Source organism: Affinundibacterium flavidum (assembly GCF_014284175.1).
GTDB classification, from domain to species: Bacteria; Pseudomonadota; Gammaproteobacteria; order Burkholderiales; family Burkholderiaceae_D; genus Undibacterium; species Undibacterium flavidum.
The window spans coordinates 1-22,654 of record NZ_JACOGA010000002.1 but is presented as its reverse complement, the minus strand read 5'-3'; the positions used below and the strand labels follow the sequence as shown (position 1 = coordinate 22,654).

At 47.3% G+C, this 22,654-nt stretch carries 14 protein-coding genes; 5 read left to right on the top strand and 9 right to left on the bottom strand.

Annotation, left to right across the window (positions count from 1 at the left end):
- The first annotated feature begins 170 nt into the window (after positions 1-170).
- From dnaE to H8K55_RS01980, 4 genes are all read left to right on the top strand, one after another.
- The gene (gene dnaE / locus H8K55_RS01995; RefSeq protein WP_230408469.1) at positions 171-3,602 is read left to right on the top strand and encodes a DNA polymerase III subunit alpha; all 3,432 of its coding nucleotides are present in this window, start codon (positions 171-173) and stop codon (positions 3,600-3,602) included.
- A 7-nt stretch (positions 3,603-3,609) separates the two neighbouring features.
- Positions 3,610-4,893: an O-antigen ligase family protein gene (locus tag H8K55_RS01990; protein ID WP_186940359.1), complete on the top strand. Its 1,284-nt coding sequence runs from the start codon at positions 3,610-3,612 to the stop codon at positions 4,891-4,893.
- A 57-nt stretch (positions 4,894-4,950) separates the two neighbouring features.
- Positions 4,951-6,711, top strand: a complete 1,761-nt coding sequence (gene msbA, locus H8K55_RS01985; protein WP_186940358.1) for a lipid A export permease/ATP-binding protein MsbA — start codon at positions 4,951-4,953, stop codon at positions 6,709-6,711.
- A 139-nt stretch (positions 6,712-6,850) separates the two neighbouring features.
- A complete protein-coding gene (locus H8K55_RS01980; protein WP_186940357.1) occupies positions 6,851-7,867 on the top strand; it encodes a M28 family peptidase in 1,017 nt (338 codons plus the stop codon).
- A gap of 20 nt (positions 7,868-7,887) precedes the next feature.
- Here the strand turns inward: H8K55_RS01980 and H8K55_RS01975 are convergent, their stop codons facing one another.
- From H8K55_RS01975 to H8K55_RS01960, 4 genes are all read right to left on the bottom strand, one after another.
- Positions 7,888-8,706 (bottom strand): substrate-binding periplasmic protein, encoded by an 819-nt coding sequence (locus H8K55_RS01975; protein ID WP_222612323.1) that lies wholly within the window; start codon positions 8,704-8,706, stop codon positions 7,888-7,890.
- 626 nt (positions 8,707-9,332) lie between these two features.
- Complete coding sequence (locus tag H8K55_RS01970; protein WP_186940355.1) at positions 9,333-10,847, bottom strand: M61 family metallopeptidase; 1,515 nt, start codon at positions 10,845-10,847, stop codon at positions 9,333-9,335.
- A 179-nt stretch (positions 10,848-11,026) separates the two neighbouring features.
- Positions 11,027-11,782, bottom strand: coding sequence for a substrate-binding periplasmic protein (locus H8K55_RS01965; protein ID WP_186940354.1), 756 nt, complete (start codon positions 11,780-11,782; stop codon positions 11,027-11,029).
- A gap of 242 nt (positions 11,783-12,024) precedes the next feature.
- Positions 12,025-13,854, bottom strand: a complete 1,830-nt coding sequence (locus H8K55_RS01960) for a DUF885 domain-containing protein (RefSeq protein ID WP_186940353.1) — start codon at positions 13,852-13,854, stop codon at positions 12,025-12,027.
- 320 nt (positions 13,855-14,174) lie between these two features.
- Here H8K55_RS01960 and H8K55_RS01955 point away from each other — a divergent pair, with 320 nt between their 5' ends.
- Positions 14,175-15,326 (top strand): serine hydrolase, encoded by a 1,152-nt coding sequence (locus tag H8K55_RS01955; protein ID WP_222612322.1) that lies wholly within the window; start codon positions 14,175-14,177, stop codon positions 15,324-15,326.
- Between the two features lie 32 nt (positions 15,327-15,358).
- Here H8K55_RS01955 and H8K55_RS01950 read toward each other — a convergent pair whose 3' ends face one another.
- The 5 genes from H8K55_RS01950 to H8K55_RS01930 all read right to left on the bottom strand — a co-directional run bounded on the left by H8K55_RS01950 (position 15,359) and on the right by H8K55_RS01930 (position 22,380).
- Complete coding sequence (locus H8K55_RS01950; RefSeq protein WP_186940352.1) at positions 15,359-16,816, bottom strand: N-acyl-D-amino-acid deacylase family protein; 1,458 nt, start codon at positions 16,814-16,816, stop codon at positions 15,359-15,361.
- 78 nt (positions 16,817-16,894) lie between these two features.
- Positions 16,895-18,199, bottom strand: a complete 1,305-nt coding sequence (locus H8K55_RS01945; protein ID WP_186940351.1) for an amino acid deaminase — start codon at positions 18,197-18,199, stop codon at positions 16,895-16,897.
- A 146-nt stretch (positions 18,200-18,345) separates the two neighbouring features.
- Positions 18,346-19,668 (bottom strand): sugar MFS transporter, encoded by a 1,323-nt coding sequence (locus H8K55_RS01940; RefSeq protein ID WP_186940350.1) that lies wholly within the window; start codon positions 19,666-19,668, stop codon positions 18,346-18,348.
- 729 nt (positions 19,669-20,397) lie between these two features.
- Complete coding sequence (locus H8K55_RS01935) at positions 20,398-21,195, bottom strand: SDR family oxidoreductase (RefSeq protein WP_222612321.1); 798 nt, start codon at positions 21,193-21,195, stop codon at positions 20,398-20,400.
- On the bottom strand, positions 21,196-22,380 hold the full coding sequence (locus tag H8K55_RS01930) for a hypothetical protein (protein ID WP_186940349.1): 1,185 nt from the start codon (positions 22,378-22,380) through the stop codon (positions 21,196-21,198). It lies immediately after the preceding gene.
- Positions 22,381-22,654 lie beyond the last annotated feature (274 nt).

Sequence of the window (22,654 nt, the reverse complement as noted above, 5' to 3'; positions counted from 1 at the left end):
TCGATACCATAGTGATCGATACTTGAGCAGGTTTGCCTTCCAAGCACGCGGCAACACGGTAAAATAGCGGGATGAATACAGAACTCGCTATCCCATCCCCCATTTCGTCCAATTCCTCCGCACACGCTAACAGCGTTGTTTACCCTTATCCCCACTTTGTGCATTTGCGCATGCACTCAGAATATTCCATTGTCGATGGCTTGGTCAGAATTGATGATGTCGTGAAAGCGGCGGTCAAAGATAAGCAAGCCGCGCTCGCTTTGACTGATTTGGGCAATCTATTTGGATTGGTGAAATTTTATAAAGCAATGCGCGGCAAAGGCATCAAACCTGTCGCTGGTTGTGATGTGTGGATTACCAATGATAACGATAGAGATAAACCATCGCGACTACTATTATTGGTGAAATCACGTCACGGCTATTTGCGTCTATGTGAATTGCTAGCACGTGCCTGGCTGGAAAATCAGCATCGTGGTCGCGCCGAGATTAAATTTGAATGGTTACAAGAACTGTTTGAAAACGACAGCGAGCAGGGCTTGATTGCCTTGTCTGGTGCGCATTTTGGTGATGTTGGTATCGCCATCGATAACGGTAATGTTGAATTGGCGGAACGCAATGCCCAGCGTTGGGCGAGTATTTTCCCGAATCACTTTTATATCGAAATCCAAAGAGCGGGCCAGCCAAATATGGAGCCGCACGTCAAGCAAGCGGTGAAGTTAGCGCAGCGTTTGGGTTTGCCGGTGGTTGCCACGCACCCTATCCAATTTTTGAGCAAAGATGATTTCACCGCGCACGAAGCACGAACCTGTATTGCCGAAGGTGAAATGCTAGCGAACGGCAGACGTGCCCGTAAATTCAATGATCAGCAATGCTTCAAGTCGCGCGAAGAAATGTTGGCCTTGTTTGCCGACATCCCCGGTGCACTTGCTAACTCCGTAGAAATCGCTAAACGTTGCAATTTGAAATTGGAACTCGGCAAACCGAAGTTGCCAGATTTCCCTACGCCTGAGGGCATGACGATTAATGATTTTCTGGTGTATGAAGCCAAGCGGGGTTTGGAATTCCGTTTAGAAAATCTTTTCCCCAATCCAGAAAAGCGCGAACAACACCGCGAGCGTTACGAAGCGCGTTTGAAGTTTGAAACCGACACCATTATCAAGATGGGTTTCCCCGGTTACTTCCTGATTGTTGCGGACTTTATTCAATGGGCAAAAAATAACGGCGTACCCGTAGGCCCTGGTCGTGGTTCTGGTGCGGGCTCTTTGGTTGCTTACGCGCTCTTGATTACTGATCTTGATCCGCTCCAATATAACTTGCTGTTCGAACGTTTCTTAAATCCAGAACGTGTTTCCATGCCCGACTTTGATATTGACTTCTGTCAGGAAGGTCGTGATCGTGTGATTCAATACGTGAAAGATCGCTACGGTAAAGAAGCAGTCTCACAGATTGCGACCTTCGGAACCATGGCGGCCAAAGGCGCGATTCGTGACGTCGGTCGCGTGCTCGATTTTGGTTATATGTTTTGCGATGGCGTATCGAAATTAATTCCGTTTAAGCCGGGCAAGCAAGTCACGATTGCAGAAGCGATTGTGGAAGAACCTTTGCTAGCGGAGCGCCAAGAAAACGAAGAAGAAGTCAAAACCCTACTCGATCTGGCGCAACAAGTTGAAGGCATTACCCGTAACATCGGTATGCATGCAGGTGGTGTTTTGATTGCGCCGGGTAAGCTCACTGACTTTTGTCCACTCTATACGCAGGGTGGCGATTCTGGCGTGGTTTCGCAATACGATAAAGATGACGTTGAGGCCGTTGGTCTGGTGAAGTTCGACTTTTTGGGCTTGACCACTTTAACGATACTTGATCGTGCGGTGCGCTACATCAAAATGCTGGATCCGGCATTGGCTGATTTTGATTTGTCTAAATTGCCACTGGACGATAGAGCTTCTTATGAACTGTTGACTAAAGCGAAAACTGTCGCCGTCTTCCAGCTAGAAAGCCGCGGCATGCAAGGCATGTTAAAAGATGCGCGCCCTGATCGATTCGAGGACATTATTGCGCTGGTGGCTTTGTATCGTCCAGGTCCTATGGATTTGATTCCTGACTTCTGTAAGCGTAAGCACGGCGAAAAGTTTGATTACCCTGACCCACGTACCGAAGGTATTTTGTCCGAAACCTACGGCATTATGGTGTATCAGGAACAGGTTATGCAGATGGCGCAGGTGGTCGGTGGCTACTCACTTGGTGGCGCGGATTTACTGCGTCGTGCCATGGGTAAAAAGAAGGCCGAAGAGATGGCGGAGCACCGCCAGATTTTCCGCGATGGTGCAGCGAAAGATGGCTTGCCGCAAGAAAAAGCCGATGAAATTTTCGACTTGATGGAAAAATTCGCGGGCTATGGTTTTAATAAATCCCATGCTGCCGCGTATGCTTTACTGTCGTATCACACTGCATATCTGAAAGCCCATCATCCGGCTGCGTTTATGGCAGCGAATATGTCGCTCGCCATGGATGATACCGACAAGGTAAAAATTCTGGTTGAAGATGCGATTGATATCTGCAAGCTGAAAATGCTGGCACCTGATATTAATCAATCTGACTATCGCTTTATGCCAGTCGGCGAGACTGGTAAGAGAGCTACGCAAATTCGTTACGGCTTAGGTGCAGTCAAAGGCTCTGGTCAAAATGCGATTGAAAGCATAGTTACCGCCCGCAAAAATGGTGGTCCGTTCACGGATATTTTCGACTTCTGCAAACGCGTCGATAAACGTCAGGTCAATCGCCGCACCATAGAATCCTTGATCCGCGCTGGTGCGATGGATTGTCTGAAACAAGACCGCGCTGTTTTATTGGCGACGGTTGATTTCGCGTTGGAAGTTGCCGAACAGGCAGAAGCCTCGGCGAACCAAGTCAGCTTATTTGGTGACGACGATGACATGATCCCCCCACCGGAATATGTGAAGGCCGAACATTGGTCAGATCGACAGCGTCTGCTCGAAGAAAAACAGGCACTTGGTTTCTATTTGTCCGGACATTTATTCGATGCCTACGCACCTGAAGTGCGGCAGTTTATCAAGACGACATTGGCTAAAGTTGAACCATCGCGTGACTTGCGTTTGATCGGTGGCGTGATCGCTGGATTACGCACGCAAATGACGCAGCGTGGACGTTTGCTGATCGTCACTCTAGATGACGGTACGGCAGTCGTCGAAGTCACTGTGTATGGCGAATTGGCAGAAGAATTCAAAGGCATTTTTAAAGAAGATGAATTCCTCGCAGTGATGGGCAAAGTCTCGGAAGATCGATTTAACGGCGGCTTGCGTATTACCGCAGAACGTGTGATGGATATCGGTCGGGCACGCGTACAGTTTTCTCAGGGTTTGCGTGTCAAGCTTGATGCCAAGGCAGACACCAAGAAACTCGCAGAGATCTTGCAAGCGCATTTGAACAATGACGGTTGTCCGGTGTTGATCGCTTATGCAAATCAAACCGCAGCAGCCGAATTGTATTTGTCTGATACTTGGCGAGTGAATCCCGATGATCAATTGCGTAAAAAACTCGGTGATTGGCTGGGCCCAGCAAACGTGAAGATTGAATACAACTAATATGACTATGCTAAGAACAATCGCGAATCCTGATTGGCGTCAGCAATTGCCGGCGCAGATCTTAAGTTATTTGCCGCTCACGCTATTTTTTCAAGTGGGCTTGATGTATGCAGGATTAGCAGTGTTTTTGTTGGCATGGTTTGTGTCCGGTGATTGGCAGAATAAGTTGGCGCGGATTAAATCATCGGCCTTGCTCTGGCCAGTGATAAGTTTAAGTTTGATATCTGTGGTGATTAGTCTTATTCATGCGCATCCGGTGGGTGAATTTGCTACGGCTTTTTCGCACTACCAGACGTACTGGTTTTTGTTTCCTATGCTGAGTGTGGGTAGCGGTGCATGGCAGCAAAAAGCGGTTCACAATTTTTTCTTGGGCGCTGTGATCGCAGCCAGTTTGTTTTATCTGAATAGTCTGGGTGTCCTGCCCGATATCAAACTGTTTAAGAGTTATGTCTTATACGAAGGTAACAAGTCCATCTTATTGGGATTGTTACTCGCAATTGCAGCGGCATGGATGTTGCACGAATGGCGACTACATAAAAACTTCAGGCTATGGCGTGCGTTGAGTTTTGTGTATGTGCTTATCGCCTTGGTGCTCTGCACTAAATCACGCACGGCGAGTTTGCTGTTTGTACTCTTGTGTGGCATGTTGGTGTTCCGTAATTTTAGTTTCCGCTGGTGGCAATTGGGTGCTGTGGCAAGTCTATTGTTGCTCGCTGGTTTTTCAATTTCGCGTGTAGCACAAATGCCTGCTCCAACTACTTGCTTAACAAAAGAAATGCACGAAGTGTATAAGATGAGTGGTGCGCAGATTTTGCTTAATCGCGGTATTTGCACCGTGCATCAGGTTCGTGATTTTGGTCAAGCTAAACAAGTTACACAAGATGGCATGCGCTTAGAACTCTATGTGATTACCTGGCAAATGATTAGCCAGAGCCCGTGGATAGGACATGGCATCGGTAATTGGCTACCTATGTACCAGCAAAAGGCACAGGGGCAGATTAGCGAAAAAATGACGACGCCGCACAATGATTATTTGCTGTATTGGTTTGAACTCGGCGTGACCGGTTTGTTGGCCTTGTTAGCGATTTGGGGAACGCAATTGCGGATCGCACGTCAAATGGTCGCGGGAGTGCATAGCGAACGTGCGATGTTATTGGCGATGCTGACGGTGGGGATGATATTCGCGGCCTGTTTTAATGCGATTCTGCGCGATGGTGTGTTTGCCTTTGCGATGTTGATTTTGCTGGCGATACCTCTAGCCGGTGTGCATACAATGCATAAGGATGCATAAGACTGCAAAAGCGCAGAACTAACATGATAAGCATAAAAAATACTCTCATAAGAATTCATGGCACAAATTAATAAATCTATTTTACGGCGCTTGTGGACTTCAGTGATCCAATACCGTGCCTATTTGGCGCTGACGGTGTTGACGATGTGCGGTACTGCATTGACGGAAGTTGCCTTGCCTTGGGGTTTGGGCATGTTGCTCGATAACGGTTTTGGTCGCAGTACGCCGAATGGTCCAGTAACGCAGACTGTGGATTTTCCTCTGTGGTATGTACCGGCAATACTCATCGGTATTTTTGTGATTCGCGGTGTATGCACTTTCACTACGAGTTATCTGATGAGCCGCATTTCGGTGAACTTGCTCAACGAATTGAGAGCCAAAGTATTCGATAAGTTATTGCACGTGCCGGTCGGGTTTTATCACGCCGAATCAAGTGGGCGCATCATTAATACTATTATGTTTGAAGCCCAGCAAATTGTTGAAATGGTGAAAGTGTCGATCACGACTTTGTTCCGTGATTCGCTAACAGTGGCCGTGTTGATGGGGTATCTGATTTGGTTGAATTGGAAATTGACATTGGTGACGCTGATTTTGATTCCGGGCATGACGATCCTGGTGCGCGGTGTCAGCAAACGTCTGCGTAAGCTCAATCACCAGTCTTTAGAAGTCAGCGGCGAATTGACGCAGGTGATAGAAGAAACCACCCGTGCGCATCAAGTGATACGCATTTTCGGTGGTCAAAAGTACGAACAGCAACGCTTCGAAGCGAAGAACAAGAAGTTGGGTAGTTACTCGATGAAGAGTACGGTAGCGGTGTCTTTCACTACACCCCTGACGCAGATTTTGGCCTCGGTGGCAGTCGCGATTGTGATTATGTTGGCGTTGGCACAAGCGCGCAAAGATGCGACGACGGTGGGTGATTTTGTGACCTTCATTACCGCCATGATGATGCTGTTGACGCCGTTGAAGCGATTAGCTGATTTGAATGGCCCTTTGCAACGCGGTATGGCTGCAGCCGAATCGGTGTACAGCATGGTCGATGCAATTCCTGAAGTGGAGAGCGGGCAGGAAATCGCAGGACGTGCCACAGGTCAGTTGGAATTTAAGAATGTCAACTTCACTTACTCAGGACAAGAACAGCCAGCACTGACCGATATCAATTTGCAAGTGCAGGCTGGCGAAACGATTGCTTTGGTAGGCATGTCCGGCGGTGGTAAGACTTCCTTGGTGAATTTGGTTCCCCGGTTTTATGAGCCTGCAAGTGGCGCGATTTTATTGGACGGCGTCGTGCTTGGAGATATTTCCCTGAAGAGTTTGCGTCAGCAAATCGCGATGGTGAGCCAGAATGTGATTTTGTTTGACGATACGATAGCTGCGAATATCGCATACGGAGATGCTAGTCCCGATTCAGCTCGTATCGCGTATGCGATTCAGGCTGCACATTTGCAAGACGTGGTGAGCGAAATGCCTGATGGCATCCAGACCATGATAGGCGATAACGGTATGCGCTTGTCTGGCGGCCAACGACAACGCTTGGCAATTGCCCGTGCGATCTATAAAAACGCCCCGATCTTGATTTTGGATGAGGCTACCTCAGCCTTAGATAGTGAGTCCGAGCGCGCCGTGCAGGCGGCTTTAGATGAGTTGATGCAAGGTCGTACCACTCTGGTGATTGCACATCGTTTATCAACAATTGAACGCGCTAGCCGGATTGTGGTCTTAGTCGAAGGTAAGATTGTTGAAGTGGGCACGCATGCCGAATTATTGGCAAAAGAGGCAGCCTATGCGAATCTGTATCGCTTGCAGTTCGCAGTCTGATTGAGCTTGGTGCTTGGTTTTTGATACTTAGTAATTGATGTTGATGTTGAGTTTGATGCTGATGTTGAGTTTAATGATTTGATGCTTAGTGCATGATGCGAACGAAATCGCAAAACCGCTTGTTCTGATTGGAGTGTGCATGTCTACGTTGTCCCGTACCTTGTTAGCTGCTTTGTTTAGTACATCTGCATTTGCTTGTGCCTGCGCTACTGCTTCGCCATTTGATGAGAGCAAGAACAAAGCTGATTTTAGTGTCGAGAATATCGATCAGGCGATGAGGCGATTCACGCGTGCACCGCATCCGATGGCAAGTGCTGAACAAAAAAAATTGGCACAAGAAATTAAAGCCGGTTTAAGCAAGCAAGGCTGGCAAGTGCAGAGTCAAAAGTTCAGCACAAAAATCCCCAACTTAGCGCACGTGAAACTCGGTGGCAAAGATAAAAACGCCACGCCAGTGAAAGAGGTCGAAGGTGAAAACATCGTCGCAATCTCGAAAGGCAGCGAGCGTTGCCTGATTTTAATCGGCGGTCACTACGATACTAAGATTTATCAACAATTTAAATTTGTCGGCGCGAATGATGGCGGTTCCTCGACTGCAGCAATGCAAGAACTCGGACGTGTCATCAATGTATTGCGTAGTCAGGAAAAGGCTGCGAAACAAGAAGGCGGGCGTTATTTAGATTGCAGTATCGCACTGGCTTTTTTTGACGGCGAAGAAGCGACTTTACCAGAGTGGAGTGACGGTGAACGTCTAGTCGGTATCCAAGATAATATCCACGGATCGCGCGCCTTGGCGGCCACGATGTCGCGTCAGTTTGAAGGCATACTGTATCAAAACCTGCCCGTCAAAGCGGTCTTGGTGCTAGACATGATAGGTCACAAAAATCAAAACCTGTTTATTACGACAGGCTCTAATCAGCAATTAGCACAAAAGTTTTTGGGGCAGAAAACTAGTACCAAAATATTTGCAGCGAATATTGCGATAGAGGATGACCATTTACCATTTGCGCAGCTAGGTATCCCTTTGCTGCATATTATTGATTGGACGAATTTATCGGAATGGCATACAGCCCAAGATACGACGGCAATTATTTCAAATAAAAATATTGCTGACTTTGGCGATATGTTAGTGCGTTTTTTGAAGCAGAAACGCTAGTTCATTAAGAGCATTAGTGTCTATTTGACTGGCGAAAGTATGCGTGTGATCTCGCCAGTTTTTTTGCCACGCGCAATAGCGAGATTCAAGCGTTTGATTAGTTCACCATGCTTATTTAATGGTGCTGCGAAATGTAGTTCATCTACTCTGAGTGGTTTGTTCAGTACGGTGAAATCAATTTCAGAAGCATCTAAGACATGTGATTTATCGACACCTTGCATGTGCCTGAGTAAGGCATGTACCTCGTTTGGATCTGCTTGCCGCGCTCCGAAGAGCATCACATCCATTCGTCGCATAGAAAGTTTCTTTAGTCGTGCCACATGTGATGCAGTATCTTCCTCGACTCTGAATGCTTCATTTTTTCTCTGATCGAATTCGTCACCATAGCTGACACCACGAATCACGCCTACCGTCTTGCCCTTCAAGTCATCGATATGATTGAATGTAAATTGACGTGTTCTAGGCGTCACCAGCCATACATAATTGGCGTAGATGAAATCTGAGAACTGCATGCTTTCTAGCCGTTCGCTATTTTTTGATAGTCCAAACGCGATACCTTCACCGTTTTTGACATTGTTGAGCAGGCGCGTCATTGGGTAGTAGCGTACCTCAAAGCTGACGTTGGCTTCGCGTTCAAAGTACAAAAACAATTGGCGGATGTCGTCTTTGACAGGAATAATTTCGCCCTGATCATTGCGTAGTTCGCGTACTAATAATGGAATTTTTTCGATCTCGGCGGCGGCTACCGGAGTTTGTATGCAGACGCAAAGTAACAGGCATGCGGCAGCATGAAGTTGACTGATGATGCGAAGATGCCGGCGAAAGAATGGAGCGATCATCATAAACTTTGGATCTAAGCTTTCATACTAAGTATTGACACAAGCCAGTTGGAAAGTAATTGTCTAAATTGTCTGAGTTTTCTATATTGTGCTCGGATTTCTTATCAAATATGCCGTCAAAGCAGCAGTACTATGTAATGTCTAAAGTCGGTCGTCATCTGATGCTGGAGAAGACGCGCTATCGCACTTTTTGTTATGTGCAAGCGATGATTATCTGTGAAGTATCGTATACATGTTTATCTGTAGGAAAGTATAGACGCGTTTCCCTACTAAACCAACGAATATTGAGTGTATGAAATGCGTGTTGAGGAAAAAAAACGTCATCTCAGGTTAGCCTGAGATGACGGAAAAGGGAGGTTGAAACAATGAGTACGTCCAACATCGATTCTTTGTACCATTGAGACCTGTCTAGTGTGCAAGTCTTGCTCTGACTATGCAAATACTTTGGGATGAACGGTGGCTTTTACGGTGCGGAATGCAGGAAAGTTGGGATCATATTGTTGAAATTAATTTTTAACCTAGTATTTTTATTACACGTTCAATTGGCCATCCATTACCGTTATTCGCCATTTAAATCGCTGAGCAGCTAATTATGCAGCTCACTAAGCTGCTCACTAAGCAGTCTATTATTCAAAGCCAAACCCAAATATGGCTTTGAATCGCGCTTTTTCGATCGCTGATGCCTGGGGATTTTTTAGTAAGCTGTGTTCTAGGAGTAGATATTGTTCTAGCTGTAAACCGATTGCAGCAAAAATTGGAGACAATTCAACTGCCTGTTTATTTTCGACCAGATTGCGCAGTAGCGGATAGAAGTCCTTGCCCGTTAATTGTTGTGCTGCCAGCGCGATATCTTTGAGTTGGTATTTTTTTCCTTGTAGGGCGAAATCGCGATACAACACTTGCATGAGTTGGCTCAAACCGATTTTGTCGGCGGATGCGCGACGTAGTTCTATATCCAATGCAAGCCCGGCGATACTGCCACCACCATAAACTAACAACCAGTTTTGATGCTTATTCTTGGCGGCATCGCGCACACTTTCTTGTATACCTTGCGCACGTCGCGCAACCATTTGCCCACGACTGAGATTTTCTAGCCATTGCTGTACATGAGCATGACTAATTAAGCGATTTTGCGACATGCTGACGATAGTTAAATAATCAGTGACGCCTTCCTTAAACCATTCTTCCTGGTCATTCTCTGGTACCAAAGATAATCCATTCCAAAAGTGAAGTAATTCGTGGGCTAATACCCGACCCCAAATTGGGCGCGTACGTAATTCTGCATCAGCACGTAGGAATTGGCTGAAGCTGCCCGAGAATGCACCGCCATCACCAGTGTCACCTTGATTGATAATAATCAGGTAACGTGCAGCGAGTGGCTTTGCCCCGAACATGGGTAAGTAGGATTTCAATTGCTGGCGTAATAGGTCTTCAAATAACTGACGTTGCGGCCAATAGCGTTTTCCTAGCACTATGGAAAGCTGTATACCTCCTGCTTGTAATTGAGTGGATTTTGCGCTGCCAAAGAACATGGCATTATTTACGAGTTCACGCCGACTGTGTGCTATAAAGCTCGTTGTGACTGTACTGTCGCTTGCGGTAGGTGGATGCTGCAGAGTTTGCATCGCGGTGTTGGCTAGCCAGCCGTTTGGTAAAATGAAATCGACCTGGGTGTCGCCACTCATCTTTTCTGCTGGCACCAGAAATAGGGCATAACCAGTCATCATGATGCCTTCATCGGTGTGATACAAAACTTCTTCATTGCCAGCTGGCCAATTTAATTTATCGTGCTCTAATCGCACCTCGTAACTGAGGTGGATAGCCTGATTTCCAGCCGATGCCAATTCAAAATCACCTTCGCCTTTGTTGATGAGTTTGATAGTTTCGCCACTTTTATTGGTGACTAAAATATTCTCCAGAAAATCTGCCTGACCATTTGGAAAACCTGGCATGGGATTGACATTAAACAGGCTGAGTTGATTACCTTCTAGTTGTATATCGGCTTCCACATGGGCGCGATTTTTTTGAGCATCGATCCGAACTTTGTAATGATGTGGCGAATTAGATGTAGTGCTATTTTGAGCGTGAGATTGTGGACTTACGAGTGCGAACACAAGCGTCGTTAGGATAAGATATTTCATATGAGCTCCTCCATGGGCAAATTTGTTTTAATTTTTGCGAGCATTGTTTATTGAAGGCCAGACTGTAAGCAAGTAGTTCAGGTGCGCCAAGCGATTTGCGATGAAATGTCAGAAAAGGGGAATAGCCTGCAATGCCTGTAAGCTTTGTTTGCTGGTGGAAATAAAGCGCAGGTATGAACTTATTTGTAGCTATCAATAATCTTTTGATAGGTGGCGCTAGTACGAATTCTCTTCAGGCCCTCATTGAATTGCTGGCGCAGATTCGCATCATTAAAAGCGACACTATAGGGCGTTTTTGTTTTGATTACATCGTGATAGGTGAGTGCGACGCTAGTATCAAACTCAGTTGCTAGTTGGCGCTTATTATGTTCAAAAATTGTTTTGTCGATGATGATGATTTGCACACGATCTGCCCAAAACATTTTGTTTTGGCTTAATTGATTAAACGCTTGATTGTAGTTTTTGGGGAAAATGCCATTCGCATCGGGGCGGTAAGTCGCTTCAAATTCGGGGCCGAGATTTCTCCAGCCATCTTGCCAAATAATAAAACTATAATTTTTGAGATCTGGCAAATTGTTCAGCTGAATTTTATGCAAGCTTTTGCTAATAGCGACATTTTGAAACTCTAAATACGGATCAGAAAAATACAGATTGCTGTCTTTATTGTCTTGTACTGTCGCTGCGGCGTCGACTTCTTTATCCCTCACAGCTTTGATCAGGCGAATTTTGGGTATCGTCACGATTTTGATCGTATGCCCAGCTTGTGCCATGATCAAGCGCAGCAATTCAATTTCAATTCCTTGATCTAGATTATCTTTGCGAAAGCAATAAGGTGGGCGGTCACTGGCGAAAGCAATACTCAATTCCAACGCCGAGGCCGGAAAAGCGACGAGTAGCAGGTACAGACTCAGTAGTAATGCAAGAATTAGTTTCATGCCTGGTCTTCAAGTTTGCCTGTAGGCGTTAATTGATGTATCTGCGCTTAAGCTGATGTATCTGTTTAGTTCTGCAGCTAAATCTGTAGCTAAGTTAGTAGCCAAATCAGCGGAGACCGTTCTAGACACAAAGGATGAACTATTCATTTCATCTGGGTCAGCGAAGGTATCCGCCTTGTTTCGCGCTTTTCTTCAGCATAAAAGAGTGAAAGATCTCACTCCCTAATGGCAATGTAACCAACTTACTTGTTTTTTGCAATCCACTTTTCTACCTGCGTCTCCAGGATAGGCATAGGCAAAGTACCGTCGCCGATCACAATTTCATGAAACTTAGGCAGCGTAAATTTTGAACCCAAAGCTTGTTGTGCGCGGGCGCGCAGATCCAATATCTTACGTGCACCGATTTTGTAGCTCAACGCCTGACCTGGAAGAACCATGTAACGCTCGATTTGATTCTTTGCCTTCGCTTCGGTGTAACCCAGATTTTTCTGCATATAGGCGATCGCTGCTTCACGGCTCCAGCCTTTGGCGTGTATGCCAGTGTCGACGACCAAGCGTACTGCCCGCATTAATTCGTCATTCAAATGGCCGAAATAGGCTTCTGGATTATCGTAGAAACCGAGCTCATGCCCCAGTGTTTCTGAATACAAAGCCCAACCTTCAGTGAAGGCTGCACTGTTCAAATTCTCTGTATTGAATTTTCTGTACTTCGGTAAATCCATTTCTTTCAATAATGCCGCGTGCAAATGATGTCCGGGCTGACCTTCGTGCAAAAATAAGGTCACCATGCCTACCCGGCTATACTTCTTAGGGTCATTCACGACCGGCCAAAATACGCCGGGATGTGAGCCGTCGGCAGACGGCGGTGTGTAGTGGTCAGAAGCAGTGGCTCGACTCAGCTCAGGTTCTAATTGCAGTTCGAGTTTTCCTTTTGGAAGCAGGCTAAACAGTTCGGGCAATTTGCTTTGTACCTTGGCATCGATCTGACGATAGGCGTCGAGGATTTCTGTATCCGTGTTGAAGGATTTAAATTTGTCTTGATTGCTGACCCAAACCGGTAAATCGATTGCTGGTCCGGTGTAGCCTAACTTAGGGCCTAAGGCTTCCCATTGCTGTTGAATTCGAGCGACTTCTTGCAAACCGAGGGTGTGGATTTGATCTGGCGTTAAATCTGTTGTGGTGTGATCCTTAATTCGCATCTGGTACCAGGCAGCACCGTTGGGTAGGGCGCTGTAGCCACTGGTATCGCGACCAGCGTTCAAGTAATCAGTCTCCAGAAAATGCACAAGCCTTTGCAATGATGGCGTCAGTTTCGCCCGTATCGTCATGTTGTAGGCTTTGCTCAGTTTTTGCTTATCTGCTGCAGAAAACTGCGCTGGTAGATTCTTGATCGGCGTATAAAAAATGCTGGCTTCAGCATTCGCGTTTGGCAAGGCTTTAAATTGCGGGAGCATGGCGAGCGTGATGGCTTTCGGCTGTACTATGCCCAAGCGTATGCCTTCACGCATATTCTTGATCGCCTGATCGATCCAAGCTGGCAAAGCGTTTAGACGTGCCAGATAAGCATAGTATTGTGCGACTGTGCCAAGTGGCTGTGAGCCATCACCACCAGCAAAATTGGCTAAGGTGCTCGGCACATTATCCATCTGATTGAGAGGCAACAGGTGTTCGGGGAAATGCTCAAAATGCAGTGCACTATCAAGTTCATACGCGAGCAAGTCGTAGTTCAACTGGTCTTTGTCACCTAACTGCTGGCGAGAGATTTGCTTCATGCGTTGCTGCATTTTATGCATATCAGCAAAGTATTTTTGTCGATTCTTCGGCGCGATACTAATACCTAATTGTGCATCGTAACGGCTATCACCATTGATCGTTGCAAATAAGAGCGGATCAAATCGAACCCGTGTTTCATAAAATAGTTCAGCCAATTGATCTAATTGCTTCTTAGCTTGTGGTTGACTTTTTTGTTCAGTGTTGGTGGCTGCCATACTTATTTGTGGTGCCAGAATGACAGACCCGGCAACCAGTGCAGTGGTCAGAGTGGTCAGTTGCAAGTATTTTTTGAAAGACATAGACATATCCTGTGAGGTTAGACGACCAAGCGAATGATAGTAGAGTCTAGAATACCGTAAATTCGGCTCGATGGCATTGTTGGAGGTGCAAGATTGGTGCGCTGATTGCACACAGCGCACAGAGTGTTTGACTGGTAATGAAATGTGATGCTCTGTAAATTTTTGTAATAAGTTGATTTGAGCTAAGCGACTCGCCTTACATTGACGACTTCAGTCTTCAATTTCTGTTGGCACTTTCCAATAGCATTTCTTGTCGACACCTCTTGTCTATATTTTCCATAGACATTTAAAGGCACTAGACCTACATAGCGAGGATTATTATGCGAATCGAATCACCCGCCTTATTCAGCAAGTTTCCTGTCCTGTTTTCTCCAGCCATGTCTAGATTAACTGTAAGCCTGTTACTCGGGAGTCTTTGTAGCGCTTGCGGTGGCAGTTCAGGTGCATCTGGCACAGCGCCTGACAGCAGCAAGCCTGGTAATTCAAGTACGCTGTGTTCAGTAACGCAATTAGAAACAGAGATGAATAATCAACTCACGCAGATCAGTACTGATACCGATTTCTCTTTCGCTGTGGAACGTGAAGACGGGCGACGTTATTCCTATCAACGTGGCAGTTCACGCATGCAAACATTGTATGAATCTGCATCCACGTCGAAGTTAGTCAGTGCAGTGATTATTTTGAGACTGGTTGAGCAAGGCTATTTGAAATTAGAAGATAGACCGCAAGAGCGCATCAGCAATTGGCCGATTGCGTCGAACTCGCCGCTCGCCGCGATGAACTTGGCAAATCTGCTGAGCTTCACTTCTGGATTGACCGACGAGCCTTTATGTATCAATGCAGGTTTCATGAATTTTGAATCATGTGTGAATACGATTGCGAGCACAAATTCGAATAATCAAATTGTGCCCGGCACGGAATTTTATTACGCCAGCACCCACTTACAAGTCGCTGGCTTAATGGCGATCAAAGCCCGCGGTGTCGCCTCATGGCAGGAAATTTTCAGCGAATTTAAGCAGCAAACCGGTCTATTCAAAAATGCTAGCTACGACTTACCATCATTGAATAATCCGCGCCTCGCGGGTGGCATGCATTGGAGTGGCGAAGAGTATTTAGATTTTTTATCCGCTTTGAAAAAAGGGCGACTATTAAACGCTGCATCAATGACGCAATTACTGACGGATCGCACTGCCAACGCAAAACTTGTGTACTCGCCAGCTGCTGCATTGGGCGAAGTCTGGCATTACGGCTTCGGCTCTTGGCACGAATGCCAAAGCAGCAGTTTTAACTGTGCGCCAGCAACGCGTATTTCCAGCCCGGGTGCATATGGCGCTTATCCTTACTGGGATAGAAACAAATCCTATGTAGGCATTCTTGCGCGTCAGGGAGACTTAGGAACGTTCACCAAAGGCGTCGCTGTTGAACGGGCGATACGACCTAAGGTGGAGGCTTGGTTGGCTTGTCTTGGTTGATTTAATCGGTAACTGATTAGGTGACTGGTTGGCTAGACATAGCGTTCGGCGTGGCGGTCTAATAAACGACCGTGTCGTTTGACATTGATCGTACCATTTGCCAACGCAATCGCACCATTGACCAAGACCCAATGTATGCCAGTAGCAGCTTGTTTGGGTGAGGCAAATGTGGCTTGATCCGAGATCGTGGCTGGATCAAATACGACCAGATCAGCCCAGCAATTGAGTGCAATTCTACCGCGCTGTTTTAATCCGAAATGATCGGCAGAGAGCGTGGTCATGCGGCGTACGGCTTCTGCTAAAGTGAATAATTTTCTCTCCCGACTGTAATGCCCCAATACGCGTGGAAATGCGCCCCATAAACGTGGATGCGGATGGCTATCATGTGGCAAGCCGTCTGAACCTATCATCGTGTGTGGATAGCTTAAAACGCGTTCCACATCATCTTCGCGCATTTGGAAATACACCGCGCCAGCCGGATGCAAACGTCGCGCGGCTTCTTTTTGATCAACTTGCCATTCTGCTGCGATGTCAGAGAGATCGCGCCCTTGCATTTCTGGATATGGTTGAGAAAAGCTGATCATGATGCGGATGATGCCATCGACATAATCAGGGTCGAGTACGGTAGAACCTGCAGTGTAAGGATAAGCGTCGAGACCGACTGCTTGTGTTTTACGGCGTTCGCTGACGTAGGCCAAGGTTTCTGTCGTGCGCCCCCAATTGGCTGGCCCCGCGCATTTGTGATGCGACAAGATGACGGGTAATTGCGCTTCTTTGCCGGCATCGCAGGCTTCCGCTAAGGCATCGAGCACGCCATTGTATTCATCGCGGATATGCGAGGTGTACACGCCACCTGCAGCGGCACTGATTTTGGCTAAGGCGATGACTTCGGCATTGTCGGCCGCTTTGCTGGTTTGATAAAACAAGCCTGAGCTAAAACCCAAAGCACCCGCATGCATGCCTTCGGCTAACAAGTCTTGCATGATTTTGATTTCATCTGAGGTCGCACCGCGCTGTAAATCTGCTACCGCATTTACACGTAGAGTGGAGTGGCCGATCAGTATCCCGACATTGACCGCAGGTTGTGCTTGTTTCACAGCTTTGGCGTAGTCTTGTACGCTGGCGTAGCGGTAGTCTTTTTGTGTGCCGATTAAACTTAAAGGTGCTGGCGGTGCTTTATCTGCCAGCCATGGCGATAAGCTGATGCCGCAATTGCCCGTGATGACCGTGGTCACGCCTTGCGTTAGTTTTGGTAGCATCGTTGGTGTATCGATGACTTCTCTATCGTCGTGGGTGTGGACGTCGATAAAGCCAGGTGCGACCGCTAGACCGGTGGCATCGAGAATTTGATTCCCATGCAAACTCAGTGCTGGCGCAATCGCGACGATTTTTTGGTCGGCGATCGCGATGTCGGCACGATACGGTGCGGTGCCGCTGCCGTCGATAACGTCGGCGTTGCGGATGATGATGTCGTAGGTTTGCGTTTGCATGGTTTTTGTAGGGCGGGTGCAACCCGCGCAGTAAAGGTCAATTAATTTTGGCGGCGCGTGTTTCACCCGCCCTACAGTTTAGAAGAATGTGTTGATAGCGGATTGCACTTGGTACTGATCATCGACCACTAGAATCAACGGCCATTTATCGAAAGTTGTACACGGATGCGAAATACCGCAAGCAATCAAATCACCTACTTGCAGAGTTTCGCAGATCGCACTGTCTTTGGGTAAGCGCAAATACGCGTGCTGGTCGTTCATTTTTTCTATCTTACAGCCTGCGGGTAAATCGACTGGAGCGGATGCGCTGCCGGGTCTGTGCGTTTGTACCGGGAAGGGTAAATCAATGTCGTATGAAGCATCGCGTTTGCCCATGCTTAGAATCGCCAGATCTGGTTCTGGGCGTGATTGCACCATACTCCACACTTCTAAGGCAGGGCGCAAATTATCCATGTCGACTGCGCTTTCACGTGTCTGCATTTCATGCAATAAATGGTGGTAAAAACCGTGATCATGCGTGACATAACAGCCGCTGCGTAAGATGGCAGTGACGGGGCGTGAGAGTTGCAAAGTCTGCTCAAAGCCGCGTCCCACCAAATCAAAATACGCTGAGCCGCCAGCGGATAATAAGATGTTCTCGCTACCAAATAGACCTTCAGTATCGGCTTGTTTGGTGAGTGTGATCAAATCATTGATGAAAGCCTTGACGGCGATCAGATCTTGATCTCTATGCTTGCCGACTAGCAGACCTTCATAGCCTTCTATGCCTGCCAGTTGCAAGTAGGGGCTTTGATGAATTGCGCGTGCAACAGCTAAAGCATCTTCTTGGCTGCGGCAACCAGTACGACCACCAGCGAAGCCCAATTCGACCAATAAAGGCAAGGGACGATTCAAACCAGATGCCTGCACTTGTTCTGCCATGCGCTGCACACCTTCCAGCGAATCAGTCAAGGCGAAAAATTCAAATTGCGGATCCGCTTTCATTAATGCCAGCACCGCTTGCGTATCACTGCGACTGATGAGCTGATTCGCCAGTAATACACGTTGCACGCCGAAGCGATGGGCGATCAAAGCTTGGTTTACGGTCGCGAGCGTAATTCCCCATGCGCCATTTTCTAATTGCATATCAAATAGTTGCGGCGACATCGTGGTCTTGCCATGCGGTGCAAGTACGACGTTCATGGTGGTACAGAATTTTTTCATCCATTGCAGATTGTGTTGCAAGGCAGTTTGCTTCAGCACGGCGACCGGGAAACTGGTGTCGGCGTTCAATACATTCCAATGTTGTTGAGCGATGTCTCGTTGCTGCAAAGGCTGGCTTAATGCCAAGCCTTTGGTGCCGGGTAACAGGGTTTGTTGAGCTAATGCGCTGAGATTTAACATGATGCTTAAATTGAATGAAGTAAAAAGTGAGAGAGATTTAGGACTTACGCAAAATTGCGCTGACTAGGCGCGGAGCCGAAGACAGTACAATTGTACGGCGAGGCGAAGGCAACGACGTCAGCGTCTGTTTTGCGTAAGTCCTAAGATTATTTCCAACTACTGATTTTGTGACCTTTGAACGCATAAAACAAGATCATCGCATAACAAGGCAACATCACCCAATATGCACTTTGCGCACCGCTAGTGTCAGAGAAGTGACCGTAAGCCATAGGCAAAATCGCGCCACCGGCAATGCCCATGATCAGCAAGGCAGAGCCAGCCGCGGTGTATTTGCCCAAACCTTCGAGCGCTAAAGGCCAGACCGCTGGCCAGACTAGTGCGTTGGCGAAACCTAGCATGGCGAGGAACATGACTGAGTTCGGTACTACAGGTACGCCAGCCCAACCTAGCAAAGCTTGTGCGATGCTGCTGTCTGTGGAGGAGCTATTGATGACACCAAGAACAAAAAAGAGGCCGCACACTGCAGATAAAATGAGGGCGTTTTTCTGTGACAAGAGCTTGGGAATAGCCACTACACCTATTAAGTAGCCCAAGACCATAAAGCCCATGGTATAGGACGTCAATTCTACGAAGTTCTGCACGCCGAGATGTTGACCATAAAGTCCAATGGTATCGCCTGCGATGACTTCGACTCCAACATAAGCAAACAAAGTCAGCGCTCCCAGTACTAGTTGTGGGAATTGCAGTACGCCAAAACGTGTAGTGTCATTTTTCTTTTCATCTTGTAATTCCAATTCGGGTAAAGAAGAGAAGTGAATGATTGCCATGAAGATTAATAAGCCCATGGTCATGATGAGATATGGCGTAACCAATCGTGATGCTAAATCAGCGCGTAGTGCTTCGCGTGCGATTTGATCCATCGCTGCCAATGCAGATGTTGAAGTTGAACTTTGGCTAATGCCAGCTAAAATGAAAATAGCAAACACCTTTGGCACGACGACTCCAGCACCCTTATTGAATAAACCCATAATGCTGATACGCATCGCCGCACTGTCGCGTGAGCCTATGCAAACGATGTAAGGATTGATCGCCGTTTGCATTAGTGTCATGCCAGTTGCAAGGGTGAATAGTGCGAGTAGGAAGAGGCCGTAGTAACTGGTTTTTGCCGCGGGAATAAACATCAAAGCACCCACTGCCATGACACCGAGGCTGGCGGTCATGCCGTTTTTGTAGCCTATGCGACTGAGTACCGCAGCGGATGGTAGTGCCATTACGGTGTAAGCGATGTAGAAAGCGAACGTGACCCACAGTGCTTGGAAGTCATTTAGGTTACAAACTATTTTGAGGAAAGGGATGAGCGAGCCGTTAAGCCAGGTGACGAAGCCGAGGATGAAGAAGAGTAGAGCGATGAAGAACATGGCGACTACGACTTGTTTTTTTGATTGAGATGCTGGTGCGTTGTTGGTCATGGTTTTTCCGTTTTTTGTTTATGGCTCTCGGTGAGTTGAGAGTGTCTCTTTTGGGTTTGCTTAAATCTTATTTCTCGTCATCGTCGGGGTGGGCTTTTTGTTAGCGTAACCAACCATTCATTGATTTTTTAATTATCTTCTCTGTGAATCACCGTTCACAGGTCGGGTGTGGCCCGACAGCCAATTACCTTTTTTGCTTCGCCAAAAAAGGTAATCCAAAAAAGGCGACCGTAGACTCGCCCCTGCGGGGTGCTTACGCTACGCTGCAGCATAATTTGTGCATCCCAAAAAATGGGAAAGTGTCGAAACTCGCTTCGCTCAAACAACGCCACTTTCTTATCCATTTTCTGTGACGCACAAATTACATCGTCTCAAACGGGGCAAGTCAAAATCAACAACAAAATCAAAAACAACGACCTACAACTTACGATAGAAAAGTGGAGGTCTATCGGTACTGCATGTTTTGATTTTGCTTTTGTTTTTGTTTTTGACTTTCATCCACTTCTGACACTGCCAATTGTGCTGGACAGAAAATGGATAAAGAAAGTGGCGTTGTTTGAGCGAAGCGAGTTTCGACACTTTCCCATTTTTTGTCCTGCACAATTGGGAACCCGAAGGGCAGTGGCAGCGTGGTCGCCTTCTTTTGCTTACTTTTCTTGGCGAAGCAAGAAAAGTGAGTGGCTGTCGGGCCACCCCCGACCTACAGACCGCAAAATTAACCGGAAAAACCTAAATGTCCTCCTGCGTCAATTCCCGAGCAAACACCTGATTCCCCGCCATCAACCCACCATCCACCGGCAACACCACCCCAGTAATCACCCGCGCAGCATCCGAAGCCAAAAATAGAACAGCATCCGCGATATCCTCAGGCGTAGCAAAATCCCGCAGCGGATACCACTTCTTCAAATCTTCAAATACCTGCGGATTTTTATCCACGCGCGCTTGCCAGGCTTGGGTCTTCACCGTACCAGGGCAAACCATATTTGCCCGTATCCCAAACTTGCCAAACTCCATCGCCAAGGCTTTGGTATAACTGATTAAGCCCGCTTTCGCGACGCTATACGCTGGATGTCCGAATGAAGTCATGCCATTCACGCTGCCGATAATCACGATATTACCTTTGCCCGCATTTTGCATCGCAGGACGTACGGCTTCGACTGTATGGAAAGTCCCATTCAAGTTGAGATCCATATCTAACTTCCAGCTTTCTTCCGTCGTGCTTTGCAAAGTCAATGCCTGCGCTGCGCCAGCATTGGCGACCAAAACATGCACCTCGCCGTGTGTCGCAACGACGCTGCTTAAGGCTTGTTTAAGTTGATTGGCATCAGTGATATCGGCCACTACCGCGCTGCATTTATCCGCACCTAGATGCGCGACCAATTCTGCTAATTGCGCAGCCTCGCGATCTTGTACAAAGACGTGATCGCCGGCATTCACAAACGCTTGGCAAAGTGCGCGACCGATGCCGCCGCAGGCGCCGGTGATGAGGATGTTGCGTGCCACCGTATTCGTCACTGTGGTTACCATTTATGTGCTTTCCTTTAAAGTCTTTGCCAGATGATCAAGCTGATATTGCGGTAGCAAGCCATAGTTGTAAAACGCAAAATCCTTGATGCCTAATGCTTGTATTCCAGTCATCGCTGCGCCTAGTTCTGCACCTTGATTGAGGTCAGGCAAACCCGGTCGCAAAATGGCGCGTACTTTTTCTGGATTGCCGATTTGACGCAAGCTTTCCCAGGCATCGGCAATCGCACGATTGGCGTTGGGTTCGTAGAATGGGATTTCGATGTAATCTGCCACTTCAGAGAGGGCTTTCAGATCACTGCCTTCAGTCCAGCAAGCGGAGGTGGGTCTTTGTACTGTCGGGATCACAGCGAGCTCACAAGTGGCAGGAATCGCTGCCCGAATTTCTGCTACTAATTGTGTGACGCGGTCTTGGCGCATGCTGATGAATGCCAGTAAATCCGCATCGCTGAGTAAATCCGATTGCGTCCAGCTGGCTGCTTGATCGGCATTCGCATCGGCAGGTAATGCCAGGTAGTTTTTAATATTGTCTTGTATACGTGTTTGCAAAGCATCGACCTGTATACCTTTGTCTTTCGCCGAAGCTTTGCAGGCATCGCAAAAACACATCCCCAGCATATTGTCTAACCACGCATTCGTAGCGACTTGGGCGAACTCGTGATGATAGCCGTGACCATATGGTTGCCAACCTGGCGATTCTAAGACGATGCTACTGATTGCATGTTGATGAGTGAGGTCTGCACATAGATTGACGGCGTAATCGAACACGGCAGTTTGCATAGGGCAGAGGCTATACACATAGCTATCACCGAAGGCATTCTTGACCGTGTATTGGGGAAACGCCGTGCCGAGGCGTGTGTTGTGCAAGAGCACAGTCCAGCCATGCACTTTGACTCTGCCGTCTTGTAATAAAGCCGGTAATACAGCACGAATCGCATCGGTGCTGTGGGCTTGCGGTTTGATCTCGCCGTAACGCCAGAAATCAGGATCGAAGTAAGTTACACCATCTTCAGGAAAAATCACGCGCGGTGGATTTTTTGCATGAGGGCGGATAAATTTACCAGCGTGATAAGCGGTCGCCAAGCTCACATCGGTGATGCCCATGGCAAGCACTTCATCAACAAATTGCGTGACGCCTATGTCGGCGATATCCCATGCGTAGGTGTAGAGTGAACGGTAAGCGGGCATTGTTATGGCATCCTTGAAAAAGCATGAGCGCTATAAACGGTAGAGTGCGTCATCCTCACCGTATTCTAAAAAAAACTGACTTTTCAGTTTCATCTCAGATGTGATCCTCAGATTTATCTGAATATCTTCATTAATAGAAGTAGTTTAAAGCTCCCTTCTCCCGCAAGCGGGAGAAGCAACTGTGTTTGGAGTCAAGGATTTTTGATTAAATATTCGTCGTCCCATGGTTTTCCTGATTTCATTATGGCGTTCAAAATGGTCAGTAACTTATGCA

Coding starts and splice junctions, on each gene's coding strand:
- dnaE (WP_230408469.1), top strand. CDS start 171: ATGCACTCAGAATATTCCATTGTCGATGGCTTGGTCAGAATTGATGAT.
- H8K55_RS01990 (WP_186940359.1), top strand. CDS start 3,610: ATGCTAAGAACAATCGCGAATCCTGATTGGCGTCAGCAATTGCCGGCG.
- msbA (WP_186940358.1), top strand. CDS start 4,951: ATGGCACAAATTAATAAATCTATTTTACGGCGCTTGTGGACTTCAGTG.
- H8K55_RS01980 (WP_186940357.1), top strand. CDS start 6,851: ATGTCTACGTTGTCCCGTACCTTGTTAGCTGCTTTGTTTAGTACATCT.
- H8K55_RS01975 (WP_222612323.1), bottom strand. CDS start 8,706: ATGATCGCTCCATTCTTTCGCCGGCATCTTCGCATCATCAGTCAACTT.
- H8K55_RS01970 (WP_186940355.1), bottom strand. CDS start 10,847: ATGAAATATCTTATCCTAACGACGCTTGTGTTCGCACTCGTAAGTCCA.
- H8K55_RS01965 (WP_186940354.1), bottom strand. CDS start 11,782: ATGAAACTAATTCTTGCATTACTACTGAGTCTGTACCTGCTACTCGTC.
- H8K55_RS01960 (WP_186940353.1), bottom strand. CDS start 13,854: ATGTCTTTCAAAAAATACTTGCAACTGACCACTCTGACCACTGCACTG.
- H8K55_RS01955 (WP_222612322.1), top strand. CDS start 14,175: ATGCGAATCGAATCACCCGCCTTATTCAGCAAGTTTCCTGTCCTGTTT.
- H8K55_RS01950 (WP_186940352.1), bottom strand. CDS start 16,816: ATGCAAACGCAAACCTACGACATCATCATCCGCAACGCCGACGTTATC.
- H8K55_RS01945 (WP_186940351.1), bottom strand. CDS start 18,199: ATGTTAAATCTCAGCGCATTAGCTCAACAAACCCTGTTACCCGGCACC.
- H8K55_RS01940 (WP_186940350.1), bottom strand. CDS start 19,668: ATGACCAACAACGCACCAGCATCTCAATCAAAAAAACAAGTCGTAGTC.
- H8K55_RS01935 (WP_222612321.1), bottom strand. CDS start 21,195: ATGGTAACCACAGTGACGAATACGGTGGCACGCAACATCCTCATCACC.
- H8K55_RS01930 (WP_186940349.1), bottom strand. CDS start 22,380: ATGCCCGCTTACCGTTCACTCTACACCTACGCATGGGATATCGCCGAC.